This is a genomic window from Halalkalibacter suaedae, from assembly GCF_017939705.1.
Classification (GTDB): Bacteria; Bacillota; Bacilli; order Bacillales; family Bacillaceae_D; genus Halalkalibacter; species Halalkalibacter suaedae.
Genome location: NZ_JAGKSQ010000003.1, coordinates 1 through 13,506, shown reverse-complemented (window position 1 = coordinate 13,506; position 13,506 = coordinate 1). Strand labels below are relative to the sequence as shown.

At 37.4% G+C, this 13,506-nt stretch carries 13 protein-coding genes and 1 rRNA gene; 8 read left to right on the top strand and 6 right to left on the bottom strand.

The genetic code is table 11. From position 1 onward, the window contains the following. The first annotated feature begins 120 nt into the window (after nt 1-120). The 3 genes from J7W16_RS07495 to J7W16_RS07485 all read left to right on the top strand — a co-directional run bounded on the left by J7W16_RS07495 (nt 121) and on the right by J7W16_RS07485 (nt 4,139). On the top strand, nt 121-1,551 hold the full coding sequence (locus tag J7W16_RS07495) for an MDR family MFS transporter (protein WP_210596686.1): 1,431 nt from the start codon (nt 121-123) through the stop codon (nt 1,549-1,551). A gap of 154 nt (nt 1,552-1,705) precedes the next feature. Beyond that, nucleotides 1,706-3,418 carry a SulP family inorganic anion transporter gene (locus tag J7W16_RS07490; protein ID WP_210596685.1) on the top strand — a complete coding sequence of 571 codons (1,713 nt, stop codon included), beginning with the start codon at nt 1,706-1,708 and terminating at the stop codon, nt 3,416-3,418. Nucleotides 3,419-3,551: 133 nt separating this feature from the next. Then, complete coding sequence (locus tag J7W16_RS07485) at nt 3,552-4,139, top strand: hypothetical protein (RefSeq protein WP_210596684.1); 588 nt, start codon at nt 3,552-3,554, stop codon at nt 4,137-4,139. A 47-nt stretch (nt 4,140-4,186) separates the two neighbouring features. Here J7W16_RS07485 and J7W16_RS07480 read toward each other — a convergent pair whose 3' ends face one another. The 5 genes from J7W16_RS07480 to J7W16_RS07460 all read right to left on the bottom strand — a co-directional run bounded on the left by J7W16_RS07480 (nt 4,187) and on the right by J7W16_RS07460 (nt 9,165). Continuing rightward, on the bottom strand, nt 4,187-5,053 hold the full coding sequence (locus J7W16_RS07480; RefSeq protein ID WP_210596683.1) for a Cof-type HAD-IIB family hydrolase: 867 nt from the start codon (nt 5,051-5,053) through the stop codon (nt 4,187-4,189). A 138-nt stretch (nt 5,054-5,191) separates the two neighbouring features. Beyond that, nucleotides 5,192-6,070, bottom strand: coding sequence for a selenium metabolism-associated LysR family transcriptional regulator (locus J7W16_RS07475; protein WP_210596682.1), 879 nt, complete (start codon nt 6,068-6,070; stop codon nt 5,192-5,194). Nucleotides 6,071-6,134: 64 nt separating this feature from the next. Further along, a complete protein-coding gene (locus J7W16_RS07470) occupies nt 6,135-6,965 on the bottom strand; it encodes a carbohydrate ABC transporter permease (RefSeq protein ID WP_210596681.1) in 831 nt (276 codons plus the stop codon). Further along, nucleotides 6,962-7,843: a carbohydrate ABC transporter permease gene (locus J7W16_RS07465; protein WP_210596680.1), complete on the bottom strand. Its 882-nt coding sequence runs from the start codon at nt 7,841-7,843 to the stop codon at nt 6,962-6,964. Before J7W16_RS07465 ends, J7W16_RS07470 begins: the two co-directional genes overlap by 4 nt. A 65-nt stretch (nt 7,844-7,908) precedes the next feature. Beyond that, complete coding sequence (locus J7W16_RS07460; RefSeq protein WP_210596679.1) at nt 7,909-9,165, bottom strand: ABC transporter substrate-binding protein; 1,257 nt, start codon at nt 9,163-9,165, stop codon at nt 7,909-7,911. 123 nt (nt 9,166-9,288) lie between these two features. On the opposite strand from J7W16_RS07460, the gene J7W16_RS07455 reads away from it, so the two are divergent. The 3 genes from J7W16_RS07455 (at nt 9,289) to J7W16_RS07445 (ending at nt 12,451) form a co-directional block, all read left to right on the top strand. Then, a complete protein-coding gene (locus J7W16_RS07455; protein WP_210596678.1) occupies nt 9,289-10,545 on the top strand; it encodes a Gfo/Idh/MocA family protein in 1,257 nt (418 codons plus the stop codon). A gap of 252 nt (nt 10,546-10,797) precedes the next feature. After that, nucleotides 10,798-11,157, top strand: a complete 360-nt coding sequence (locus J7W16_RS07450) for an IDEAL domain-containing protein (protein WP_210596677.1) — start codon at nt 10,798-10,800, stop codon at nt 11,155-11,157. A 151-nt stretch (nt 11,158-11,308) separates the two neighbouring features. Next, nucleotides 11,309-12,451 (top strand): metallophosphoesterase, encoded by a 1,143-nt coding sequence (locus tag J7W16_RS07445; RefSeq protein ID WP_419095824.1) that lies wholly within the window; start codon nt 11,309-11,311, stop codon nt 12,449-12,451. A 7-nt stretch (nt 12,452-12,458) separates the two neighbouring features. On the opposite strand, the gene J7W16_RS07440 is transcribed toward J7W16_RS07445, so the two are convergent. Then, complete coding sequence (locus tag J7W16_RS07440; RefSeq protein WP_210596675.1) at nt 12,459-12,632, bottom strand: hypothetical protein; 174 nt, start codon at nt 12,630-12,632, stop codon at nt 12,459-12,461. Between the two features lie 157 nt (nt 12,633-12,789). On the opposite strand from J7W16_RS07440, the gene J7W16_RS07435 reads away from it, so the two are divergent. Continuing rightward, nucleotides 12,790-12,927, top strand: a complete 138-nt coding sequence (locus tag J7W16_RS07435; RefSeq protein WP_210596674.1) for a hypothetical protein — start codon at nt 12,790-12,792, stop codon at nt 12,925-12,927. A gap of 456 nt (nt 12,928-13,383) precedes the next feature. After that, nucleotides 13,384-13,506, top strand: a 16S ribosomal RNA gene (locus J7W16_RS07430); the annotation flags it as partial.

The following is a 13,506-nucleotide window of genomic DNA, read 5'->3' as shown; positions in this document are numbered from 1 at the left end:
TAATCATTGGAATTCGTGTACTCTGTAAAAAGGTTTTTAATTGATAAATCAATGACATACATCATATTCATACAGACATATCATGTAAAGATTTGAAACAGAGAGAAAAGAGGGAGAGACATGTCAATACCTAGTTACAATAAGTCAACAATTGTTGCATTGCTACTCGCAGGTTCCTTTATCGCAATTTTAAATCAGACACTAATGATTACTGCGATTCCACCAATTATGGATGAGATGGGGATCACCGCAAATAGTGCTCAGTGGCTTACAACTGTTTTTATGCTTGTAAATGGAATTATGATTCCAGTAAGTGCCTTTTTACTAGAAAGATTTACGACAAGACAGCTTTTCTTAACAGCAATGAGTATTTTTGCTTTTGGGACGCTTGTCGCTGGGTTGGCACCTGGCTTTGAAGTATTATTACTTGGTAGGGTTATTCAATCAGTAGGAGCAGGGGTCATGCTTCCGTTAATGACGACGGTCTTTTTAATGATTTTCCCAGTGAATAAGCGAGGGGCAGCAATGGGGTTAATTGGACTTGTTATCTCATTTGCACCAGCAATTGGTCCTGCTATCTCAGGGTGGGTAACTGCAAATTATTCATGGAGACTACTGTTCTTTTTTATTTTGCCAATTGCTTTAATTGATATTGTTATTGCTGCATTTAAATTAAAGAATGTAACAGAAATCACTAAGCCGAAGATGGATAGTATTTCTATTATTTTATCTTCTTTTGGTTTTGGTGGATTACTTTACGGATTTACAAGTGCAGGTAATAATGGTTGGACTCATTTTTTGACAATACTTATTTTATTAGTAGGAGTTACCTCGATAACGCTATTTATTATCAGACAACTTAAGCTGGAGCATCCTATGCTTGAGTTCCGTGTATTTACGTATTCGATCTTTCCTTTTGCTGTTATCATTGGAATGATCGGTTTTATGGGTCTAATTGGTGTTGAAACGCTAATTCCACTATTTATGCAGGAAGAACGTGAATTTACAGCATTTCAAGCAGGATTAGCATTATTACCTGGTGCAGTAATTATGGGTATTATGTCTCCTATTACCGGAAGAATCTTTGATAAGGTTGGAGCTAGATGGTTAGCGGTAACGGGCTTAGCTATTTTAACGTTATCATCATTTGCATTTATAAATTTAAGTACGGATACTTCGATGATGTACATTACGATTATGTATAGCATACGTATGTTTGGTCTATCAATGGTCATGATGCCTGTCGCAACGGCTGCTCTAAACCAATTGCCGAAACACTTAATTCCACACGGTGCAGCAATGGACAATACGATGAAAATGATGGCATCTTCAGTAGGAACAGCAATTCTTGTTACGGTCATGACAACAACTGAAGCAAGAGCTGAACTTCGACCAGAGATTTCTGATCCTGGAATATATGGAGTGAACATTGCCTTCATCGTTGTAGCAGTTCTTACCTTAGTGGGTTTAATCATGTCTTTCTTTATTAAGAATAGCAAGCCCGCTGAAGAGGACAATCAAGAGGAATATAAGCAAGTAAGTAATCATTAATAACATGAATGAATATAATCGACTAAAAAGCACATGGTTTTAACTAGTCCATGTGCTTTTTTTATTTTTAAAAATAGTGGATTTTCTTTCTTTGTGACGATCGCTTATAATGAATTGTGGAGAGATCGGTTTTGGGTGCTTAGGAGGTATGTGAATGCTTGAGAGGTTGAAAAAAAGAACGTTTTTAACTATATATAATTCAAACTTATTTACAAGTGATCTACTTGCTGGAATCACACTTTTTGTCATGCTTATTCCACAAGGGATGGCATATGCGATGTTAGCAGGGATTCCTCCTGTGATGGGTCTTTATGCAGCGACCATTCCTCTATTTATTTATGCCATTTTTGCTTCGTCCAAACACTTATCCGTTGGCCCTGTTGCGATTAGCTCACTTCTTGTTTTTTCAGGGGTATCCGGGTTAGCAGAGCCTAATTCTTCTAGCTATGTTTCGTACGTACTCGTTCTAGCAGCTATGGTCGGGGCGATTCAACTATTATTAGGAGTTAGTCGATTAGGGTTCATAGTGAAATTTATCCCTCACTCGGTTATGAATGGGTATACTTCCGCAGCAGCGATTGTTATTGGAGTTAGTCAGATTAAGCATGTATTAGGTATTGATGTTGGTAACTATTTACAGATTCATTATTTACTATTCGACGTATTACAAGAATTTAAGAATGTTAATTTACTTACCGTATTAATTGGACTGGCTAGTATGAGTCTGTTAATTATATTTAAAAAAATCGGTCCAAGAATGCCTGGTGCACTAATTATAGTAATCATATCTAGTGCCTTAGTGTATCTCTTTTCACTAGAGGAAAAGGGAGTACGGATTGTTGGAGATGTTCCTACAGGATTACCAGCTTTCATCTTACCTGATTTTACAATTGAGACGATCAAGTTATTAGTTCCAATGGCTATTACCATCGCTCTTATGGGCTTTATGGAATCACTAGCAATCGCCAAAACGATTGCACGTAAAGAAAAGTATCTCATCTATCCTAATAGAGAGCTTAAAGCAATTGGACTTTCCAATCTAATAGGAGCCTTCTTTCAGTCAATGCCAATTAACGGTAGCTTTTCTAGAACGGCTGTTAACCATCAATCGGGTGGTGCGACCCAGGTTACTTCTGTAATTACTGGAATACTTGTTATTATTACATTACTCTTTTTTACTTCTTATTTTTATTACTTACCTAATGCCGTCCTTGCAGCAATTATCTTAGTAGCTGTTTATAGTTTGGTGGATATTAAGGAATTGAAACATCTGTTTGAGATCAATCGTTTCGAAGGCTTGGTTTGGATCACGACATTTATTGTTACTCTATTTGTAGGAATTCAATGGGGGATTGTAATTGGAGCAATTTTCACTTTAATACTCTTGTTGAAAAAGAGTGCACAACCATCAATTGTTGAATTAGGATATGTAAAAGAAGAAAAGACCTATCATAATATTGAACGATATCTAGATGCAGTGACTTCTGATCAAGCATTAATTATTCGAATTGATTCAAGTTTGCATTTCGCTAATATTTCTTTTATTGAAGAAAAGCTAAAAAATCTTCTAATGAATCGACGAAATACGAAATGGGTGATCATTAATATGGCTGGTGTAAATGATGTTGACACGATTTCAGTAGATACACTTGAAGAAATGATTGATCATTATCAAAGACAAGGGATAACTATATTGTTTTCTAATATGAAAGGATCAATAAGAGATACAATGAACAAAGTCCATTGGAACAAAAAGTATCAAGAGCAAATGAATCATCTCCCGTTAGAACAACTTCTAAAAGAAAAGGGAATTAACATTGATTCTTCCAAACAGCTCGAGCCAGGTGTATTGGATTATCACATTTGAATATAGTTGACGAAAGGCTACTGAATGCTCCCTTTTCAGTAGCCTTTTTTTCATATCCCTTTTTCCTTTGAATACAATGGCTAGAAGGAAACATGTCTTATAGGTTTCCCCAATATGTTATTTAGGGGGGATTTTGATAAAGATCATAGAGTCATTCCATTTTATTCATGAAAATCCTCAGTTCTTAAAGAGGCAATTTTCCATTTCGAAGGATCACATATTTCAAGCAATCGAGGGTGTGCATGCTACCGTAGAATGGCTTAAAACCTCTGTCTTTCATCTAATTGTAGATGATTTAACATTTCATATCTCAGATGAACCAATTAATTTTCCAGGAGAACTAGCAATTGAGGAACGAGAGGACTTCCATCCAGTTGTTTATATTAATGTCATGTCGATTGTTGATGACTATCAAAAGCAAGAATTTTTGTACGATATGAAAGTGAGTAATACTACCTGTTTTGATTATGCAGCTTTTGTGACATTACACGAGGTTGGACATTATGTTCAAGCACTTATTGGAGGACGAGGCAAAAGTAAGAAAGAAAAGATTTATGACTATTTCGACCGTGGTGAGCATCATTATGATTGTTTTGTGGAACATATGAAGCATGGTGATAGCTATGAAGAGAAGAAACGTTACCGCAATATTCCACATGAAAAAGCAGCAGATGATTTTGCAAGAGTCTACTTAAATTGCTTAAAAAGGGAGAGCTGTTAAAAAAATCTGCTTCCAGAACGTCTCAATCTGGGAGCAGATTACAAAAGTTAGCCAATATTATTTTTAAGTAGCTCCTCTATCGCGAACGCAACCCCATTCTCAATATTGGACTTGGTTGTAAAGTTGGATAGGTTTTTAATTGTTTCATCAGCATTTCCCATAGCGACTCCAAGACCTGCCATTTCAAGCATTGAAACATCATTATAATTATCCCCTAAAGCCATCACATCTTTCATTTCAATTCCTAATTGTTCACTGTAGAGCTGCAATGCTAATCCTTTTTGTGCGTTAGGGTGATTGAATTCTAAGTTTCGATCACCAGATGAGGTTATAGCGATTCCTTTTTCGTTTCCTAGTTGGTCATGGGCTTGTTGAAGTTTGTCTGAAGTAATTGAGAAGGCAAGAATTTTATAAACGTCTAAATCTGGTCGTGAAAAAAGTTCTTCGAAATGATCGATTACTTCAATCTCTTCATCTTGGAACCGTTGCCTGGCCATCATTGCGACATCTTCTCGTTTCAGACTAGGATTGGCTGAAGTTAAGATATCAACCAAAACTCGGACAAACTTCTCTCGGTCTGTGGAAAATCCTCCTTGATTTGTGAATGCCTCAAAATAGAGATTATGTTCTTCGCAGGTTTGTTGAATCTTTTGTACTGTTTCTTTTTCTAGAGGAACGCTGCGGATAAGTGTTTCATTTTCTGTATAGATATTTGCACCATTTAAACAAATTATTGGACAGGTTATTCCTACTTTTTCGAGAGGCTTCTTAGCCGCATTGTATGTACGACCTGTTGCAACAACGAATTCGATCCCGTGGTCTTTTGCTTTTTGAATAGCTTGAGCATTTTCCTTGCTCACCTCATGGTCCTCATTTAAAAGGGTTCCATCTAAGTCGGTTGCGATTAATCTCATCTTACATCTCCTCTTCTTCTAGTAGGTCGTTTACGTATCATACTACGTAAAAAAAACTATATGGCCTTTAAGGAAGTTACGTTTTTTCACCTTTCTTAATGGTCTTATTAAAAACCATCTAGACATCAAGATAACTTCTTACTCACCGTAGGGAAGATCACTTTTGAGTAGCTCGATCAATGCTTTAATTTTTGGATCTTGTTCCATGTAAGGGGAGTACACACAATAAAACTCTCGATTTAAAGGTAATGTTGCAAGAATTTTGACTCTATTGTATTTCGTTGCTAGTCTTGCAGCAAGATCTGACACAATTGAATAACCTAAACCAGATTCGACCATGACAATAACTGATTCTGTGCTGTGGACGGTTGCGAGTCTTTTCAAGTCTTGAACTGATCCGCCCCAATCAGTTAGTGCTTGCTTGGCTGCTTTCCATGTGCCGGAGCGTTCACTACGGAAAACAAAAGGCAATCCACGGATATCATCAAAGGAATGAATATCAGGACTATCTATCGGACCGATTAGCTGAAGCTGATCTTGGGCTATGAGATGACTTGTAAAAGTGTCTTTAGGAGGTTTAGTCCCAACAAATCCAATATCAAGTTTTTCGTTCTTGATTAATTCAAGTACTTTTTCTGATTCGTATTCGGCCAGTTCCACCTCTAGATGTCGATGTAATGTTAATAGATCTTTTAGAAATCTAGGGACAATATATGTACTTGGAATTGAACTTGCACCTATTTTTACTAAACCTGTCAGTGCTTCCTTTGAGGATGTGCATTCCTCTTCTAACTGCTTCCACGAATGCAATAGGTCTTTCCCTCTTACGTATACAATTCGACCAGCTTCTGTTGGTTCCAAAGAGTCACGGTGGACCAATTGGGTTCCTAGATCGACTTCTAATGCCTTAATCTGTTTGCTTACTGCTGGCTGACTAATATCTAAAATGTCGGCAGTTGTTGAGAAATTTTTATGATCAATGAGTAGCATAAATGTTTTAATTCGTTTTAGGTTCACTAAATGGGCTCCTTACCTATGACTTCACAATAAGTATAATCCAACTGATCCATTATACTCAAGACTACTCCTTGATCGCACCCGCAAGTCTACCACCAATAAAGTACTTATGGAAGAAAAGAAACAAAATAATTGGTGGAAGCATGGTCAAAATTGATGCAGCCATAAGGTTATTCCACTCAACTCCATATTGGTTCATGAAGCTATATAATCCATAAGGTAACGTCCGCTTGCTTTCAGAGTCAGTTAAAGCAAGTGCGAAAAGAAACTCATCCCAAGCGATTAAGAAAGCGAAGATAGCTGAGGCCATAATGCCAGGTGTTGATAATGGAATGATAACTTTGACGAATGCCTGCCATTTATTTGCTCCATCTATATAAGCTGCCTCCTCTAACTCTCTTGGAATACCTTTGTAGAATCCAAACATGATCCATGTGCAGAAAGGAATGGAGAATGTGACATAAGTAGCGATCAATCCACTATAAGTGTCAATCAGAGAAAGTTGATTCATAATATAGAAGATTGGAATTAATAAAATAACGCTTGGAATCATTTGTGCACTTATAAAACCAGTTAGAAGTAATTTTCTTCCTTTAAACGCAATTCTCGCAAATCCGTAGCCAGCCAGTGCTGACAGAATCACTGTAATGACCATTGACGTAATAGAGACAAATAGACTATTAGCTAGATACGATCTAAATGCAGGGATTTGTAACACGTCAATATACGGTTGGATGCTGAAAATCTCAGGGATAAGACTAGGCTTAAGGACTAGCACGTCTTCTGAGCGTTTTAATGAAGTTGAAATCATCCATAATAGTGGAGAAATTAATAACAGCCCATAAGTGCTAATCGATATGTACCAAAGAATTCGTTTTCCTGTTTTTTTGCTCATAGCAGGTCACCCTCCTTGTCTAGAGCTTTTCGATAAAGGCTGATTAGAATGAAGATTATGAGCAGGGTTAAAGCAGATAATGTTGATGCCATTCCAAAATCGTAATTTGTGAAAGCCATTTGGTAAATATGAATGACGAGCGTTGTGGTAGCGTTAACGGGCCCTCCTCCAGTTAATGTATAGATAATGTTAAAGCTATTGAAGGTGCCAATTAAGCTTAGAATTCCAATCACGAGAAGGATTGGCTTCATTCCGGGTAATGTGATGTAGCGGAAGCGTTGAAGGAAACTTGCCCCATCCACCATTGCTGCTTCATACCATTCCTTTGGTATTGTGTTTAATCCAGCTAAACAAACGATAATCATGAAGGGTAAACCTACCCAGACATCTACAAGAATTACGGAAATTAATGCAAGGATAGAATCACTTAACCAGGCAACTTTCGTATCAATTAGATTGAAATTTAACAAAACTTGATTCAAGATCCCATATTGGTCATGTAAAATCCAACGCCAAATTAGGGCTGCAACAACAGAGGGAATCAACCATGGGATCATAAAAATAGACCAATAGATTTTTGTTGCTTTTGATTTTACCTGTAACAATAGGGCACCAATCATGCCGAGCACAAGCTTCATTGCAACAGAGGTTAGTGTGAAAATAATTGTAATCCAGAGAGCGTGTAGTAAATCAGCGGATTGAAAAACTTCAATATATTGATTAAAACCAACAAACTCATCTTGATTTGGTGCGATTAAGACTTTGTTCTGTAAGCTAAGCCATAATGTATGTAGTAGAGGGTAGAGGACGATACAAAGTAACACAAATAATGCAGGAAAGATGAAGAGGAAACCAGCAAGATTCTTCCCTTTCTTCATTATTACTTCACCACCTTATTGATATAAGAAAAACGGGGTTTCCCCCGTTTTTCGTTTCAGTTCCGTTATTTCGCTAGTAAAAGATTAACCTTTTCTGCAGCATCATCAAGGGCTTGTTGAGGTGTTTTTGTCCCGGTGAGTGATTCTTGGATGGCATCAGCAATCGCTTGGTCAATCTGAGGCCATTCAGGCATTGTCGGGTAAACGACAGCATCAGGAGCTACGTCAAAAAACACCTTAAATTCGGGATCATCTTTTCTAGGGTCATTTTCTAAATTAGCTTTATGATATGGGATAAAGCCTTGATATTCAGCCCACTTCATATCATTTTCTTCGTTTGTAAAAAATTCCATAAAGGTCCATGCGGTCTCTTTGTTTTCAGACTGCTTTGACATAATAATGTGATCGGCAGTGCCTAGGTTCGCTGATTCCTTTTTGACGGGATACGGGGCAATAGAATATTCCATTTCTGGTGCCTGTTGAGCGAGCGTCTTAGGAAACCAAGGTCCAACAGTTGTCATACCAACAGCGCCTGAAACAAAAAGGTCTTGTGAATCACCACGTCCATAATTAATGCTGCCCTCTGGTGCAACTTTATGTGTTAAAAGAAGGTCAGTGTAGAATTCTAATGCCTCCACACCTTCTGGGCTATTAAAGGTAGCCTCAGTGAGGTCATCGTTAAGAAGTTCCCCTCCGTTGGACCATAAAAATGGAGCCCAGAACATCGTTGTTTCCATTCCATTTGAGCCAACTAAGCCAAATCCATAGCGGTCCTCAGCTGTGAATGCCTTGGCTACATCAACAAACTCCTCCCATGTAGTAGGTGGACTATTAAATCCTGCATCTTCTAACCAATCGGTCCGATAAAATAATCCTGTCGTCGTAAAGCCAATGGGCAGCCCCCAGGTTGAACCCTGATACTGTGTGGTATTCCATGCTCCTTCAACAAAGCTCTCTTGAAAGGCTTCATCAAAATAAGAATCAAGTGGTTCGACAGCCTCCATGGCAACAAGCTGTGGTGTCCAGCGACCTGCAATTGTAGTGACATCTGGCAGTCGGTTATTTGTTGCTGCAGTTACTAGTTTATTTTCGCCTTCTGCCCACGGTATGTAATCAACTTCAACTTCAATGTTTTTGTTTTCTTGTTCAAATCTTTCAATAAGATCATCATGATATGTCTTCCAGTGATCGTCAGAGCCCATCACCCAAACAGTTAATGTTGTCGTTTCGTCGTTTGTTCCATCAGCATTCGATTCAGTGTTACTACCACAGCCAACGAGTAGCACGAACAAGATCATAATGGATGAGATTATCTTTTTCATATTCATTCCCCCCTATTTTGTTAGTTCCATCTATAACTATTAATCATGGACATTATACATAAAAGTTATTAAGATTGAAAGATAAGTAATACAATAAAATGAATTTATTATAGAGGTGCGGATATGAAGAGTGTGAAGGTTGCGATAATAGGAGCTGGAAATCGTGGGAATGTATATGGAGATTTTAGTTTACAACAGTTAAATCAAATTGAGGTTATTGCAATAGCTGAGCCTGACCAACAACGTAGAGAATTGTTTGCAGCTAAGCATCATTTAAGAGCGGATTCCTGTTTTGAATCCTGGGAACAAATGATGTTGGAAAGACCGGAAGCTGATGCTGTCATCGTAACTACACAGGATCAAAAGCATTATGAGCCAACAATGGCAGCTTTAGATCTAGGGTATCATGTACTTGTTGAAAAACCACTAAGTCCTAGTTTGCAAGAGTGCATAGAAATGGAACGGAAAGCTAAGGAAAAGAACCGCTTACTCGTTCTTTGTTATGTTCTACGCTATACGGCTTTTTTTCAAATGTTAAAACAATTACTTTCAAATCAGAGTATTGGTGATGTACGTCATATCTCCATTGAAATGGATGTTGCTTATTGGCATCAGGCACATAGTTTTGTAAGAGGGAATTGGCGTAATGGATCAGAATCAAGTCCGATGATACTCGCAAAGTCCTGTCATGATTTTGATATTATCGATTATCTTCTTGAAAAAGAATGTATACGCCTTTCCTCATTCGGAAATCTTTCTCATTTTACAAAGGGAAATGCACCAGTTGGCTCCACCAAGCGATGTATAGATGGTTGTGCTGTTGAAGAAAGCTGTTCCTTTTCTGCACTGAAAATTTATACTGGTGATAATACAGGTTGGCCTGTTAATACGATTAGCACCGATTTAACCAAACAGGGTCGCTTACAGGCAATTAAAGAAGGACCTTATGGAAGATGTGTCTATTATTGTGATAATGATGTTGTTGATCATCAGATCGTGAACATGGAATATAGTACGGGTACGACAGCGACGTTAACGATGAGTGGATTTACGAATCAGTTAAAGCGAACAGTGAGAGTGTTGGGGACGAAGGGAGAAATTAATGGAACGATGGAGAAGAATAAGCTTGTTGTATCTAGATTTGGGCAAGAGGAACAAGTGATCAATCTTTCTCCAGTAAATGTTGGTCAGCATGCTGGGGGAGATTACGGCTTATTATCTGCTTTTGTCGAGAAGGTGTGTTCATTTAATGCTAGAGACAATTCGAGTGAGAAAATAATTAATAGTCATATTTTAGCTTTTGCAGCTGAGGAGGCTAGGTTAACGAATGAAACAATTAATCTTAAAAGGTATGAAAATAAGATATCTAGTTTAGTATAAATAAGCTGTCACATAGGCCATAGTGCGAATATGTGATAGCTTTTTCTTCTTTAAAAAGGTGTTCATTGTTGAAACTGATGGAACTAGAACATGAATAGGTAGAAGATTGATCATTTTTTACGTTAATTACTATAGGTAAATGCACAAGAAAAAGATCAGAGTAGTGAATAGGATAAGGATATATAACATTATTAAGAGAGTCAAAATGACCTTCCGATTATGAGTAGAGTTCAGAAAGGCTGGTGAAAGGAAGTGGACGAAAACGATCAAAAAGCTGTCACTGGTGACTGGGTTAAGGGGAAGACGTTGATCGGAGAGCTAGTACATGGTTATATAGAAAGCTACGAACAGTATAGCTCCATTGTTAAAATTATGGTGACCTCTTCCGATAATGAAGAACTGATTGGGAAAGTAATTAGAGTGGATGAAAAGAATATAAGAAAAGTTCCTAGAAAGCAAAAATGGTCAGAAGGCGAGTTATTGAATTTGATTGACTTAGCTCTATCGACAAGGGAAGAGAAGTGGTTTATTACCTTATCAAATGAGTTAAACCGATTGAATCAATCAAAAAAAACACTTGGAAGCGGTTCCGTATCAAGCATTATTAACTAAGGGAAATTAGAAGCGGAGGGGCTGTCTCAAATAGTCACTGACGATAGCTCCGTTCCGTGTGTTCATTAGATATAAGGCGTCAAAATGTACATATCGTATCGAAAAGAATAAAATAAATAAAAAATTCGAAATGAAGGGGGCCATTTATATGATAAAAATACTGCAGGCTTTGCCTATTTTTCTAATAATAAATGGAGTTTTTCTCTATTTAGGATGGAATGGATGGGTGTGGTTGAAGGTCGCGTTCGGATTCGAACATTTCTGGTTATACCTTATTCTCTTCTCTGTTCTGTGTTACTCATACGTAATTGGAAGATCGGTGAAAATGTTAAGTGTTTTACGAATCATTGGAGCATATTGGTTTGGGGTTATTCAATACGGTTTGTTACTTCTTCCGGTTGCAAATCTCGTTGTCTTACTAGTTGGATTTACCGATATTGAAGGACAAGCCATTATTTTTTGGACTGGTGTTGTTGTTTTACTTAGTTTAGCAATACTTTTATTAATCGGCACCTATAATGCGTATAGTCCGGTTATTAGAACATACGAGATACATATTCCGAAACCTAATAGTGATATTCACTTAAGACTTGGCGTGGCATCTGATATGCATTTTGGTGGCTTATCAGGTATTTCACACGCTAAAAAAATGGTTCAATTTATAAATAGTTTTAAGCCGGATTTAATTTTGCTACCTGGGGATGTAATAGATGATCAATTAGAACCATTTATAAGTAAGAACATCGGCAACATAATGAGCGAGTTGCAGGCCTCATTAGGAGTCTATGGCGTTTTAGGTAATCACGAATACTATGGTGGAGACATCCCAGAATACATTGAGGAAATGAAAAAACAAAACATCTCTATATTGACAGATGACATCATCATAATTAATGATACGATCCAACTGATTGGTCGAAAGGATAAGACTGACCGGAATCGCAAGACAATACAAGAATTAACTAATGACATTGACCCTAACCTTCCCCTTTTTATGATGGATCATCAGCCTGCTGAAATCATGGAAGCGAGGGAAATGGGAGTTGACTTTATTGTATCGGGACATACACATCGTGGACAGATGGCACCTAACCATTTAATTACAAAGAAAATTTTCGAATTAGACTGGGGCTATTTAAAAAAGGGACAATTGCATGCCTTTGTTTCTTCAGGTTATGGGTTTTGGGGACCGCCGCTTCGAATTGGAAGCAGGTCAGAAATCTTACAAATAGACATTACTTTTCATGAAAACCGAACCCACTCTGATCAGAAGGATTCGGATAAAAACCAATGATGTAGCCTTATACTTCTGGTTGGAAATATTCAAGTGGTTCTCGAGAAGACGTGTGCTCAACTGTATTTTCTAGAAGCTCAATGACTTTACGTAACCTTTTCTCATCTGACTTGGACTGATTATTACTTGCTACAATAGTTAATTCATGAATAACATTTCTGAGTTCTTCATCTAATTGCATGTTATCACTCCTTCTCTATATACACTAACCCATATGACTCTGTACAATGAGTGGGTTTTAAGTGTAGATTCTTCCATAAATGACATCAAAGCTCATTTGTAATTTTCCTTAGATAAGCAAAATCTAGAACTACTATTAATAAAGGAGGAAAATGACAATGAATGAGCAATGTTTCTATTGTGAAGAGGAGTTAGCGTCCATTTACTCTGCGATGTTTATACTTCAGAATGAACATATCGAAAAGGAGTTATGTGAGGAGTGTTATAAAGAATGGCTCCAAGGAATAAAAGGTTAGTTCTTTGTGGAGATAAGTTCTTTCAGGATTAGAGGAACATTAAAGCTCATAGTTTGCATCAAAGCCACTGTAAGGTAAAAACTTTAGTGGCTTTTATTCCTTTTGGTTCTTTAGACAGTAGGGCAGTTGTAGTTATCAGGTATATGTTAAAAAATGGTTAAATATTTTATTGGAATAATGATTGTATCTTTTGTTTAATAATGATATATTATTCCTCGTCGCCAAAACAAAGCGACGTCGCAAAAATAAATTTTTAAATAGTCTTGCATAGCTGAGTTTGATATGTTAAGATAGTATTCTGTCACTGAGAGATGTGGCAAACGAGTTCTTTGAAAACTGAACAAAAGCCAAGCGAAATAGAGATTTTACTGTTGATTTCAACAGTAAGGATATCTCGTTAATTTAGACTTTTATTAAAAGTCAGCAACAAGTATTGAGCTATTTAAACTCAACAATTTTATGGAGAGTTTGATCCTGGCTCAGGACGAACGCTGGCGGCGTGCCTAATACATGCAAGTCGAGCGGACTAATGGGAGCTTGCTCCCAGAGGTTAGCGGCGAACGGGTGAGTAACACGTGG

Excerpts from the sequence above, each read along its gene's own strand:
- J7W16_RS07495 (WP_210596686.1), top strand. The coding sequence starts at position 121 with ATGTCAATACCTAGTTACAATAAGTCAACAATTGTTGCATTGCTACTC.
- J7W16_RS07490 (WP_210596685.1), top strand. The coding sequence starts at position 1,706 with ATGCTTGAGAGGTTGAAAAAAAGAACGTTTTTAACTATATATAATTCA.
- J7W16_RS07480 (WP_210596683.1), bottom strand. The coding sequence starts at position 5,053 with ATGAGATTAATCGCAACCGACTTAGATGGAACCCTTTTAAATGAGGAC.
- J7W16_RS07470 (WP_210596681.1), bottom strand. The coding sequence starts at position 6,965 with ATGAGCAAAAAAACAGGAAAACGAATTCTTTGGTACATATCGATTAGC.
- J7W16_RS07465 (WP_210596680.1), bottom strand. The coding sequence starts at position 7,843 with ATGAAGAAAGGGAAGAATCTTGCTGGTTTCCTCTTCATCTTTCCTGCA.
- J7W16_RS07460 (WP_210596679.1), bottom strand. The coding sequence starts at position 9,165 with ATGAAAAAGATAATCTCATCCATTATGATCTTGTTCGTGCTACTCGTT.
- J7W16_RS07455 (WP_210596678.1), top strand. The coding sequence starts at position 9,289 with ATGAAGAGTGTGAAGGTTGCGATAATAGGAGCTGGAAATCGTGGGAAT.
- J7W16_RS07440 (WP_210596675.1), bottom strand. The coding sequence starts at position 12,632 with ATGCAATTAGATGAAGAACTCAGAAATGTTATTCATGAATTAACTATT.
- J7W16_RS07435 (WP_210596674.1), top strand. The coding sequence starts at position 12,790 with ATGAATGAGCAATGTTTCTATTGTGAAGAGGAGTTAGCGTCCATTTAC.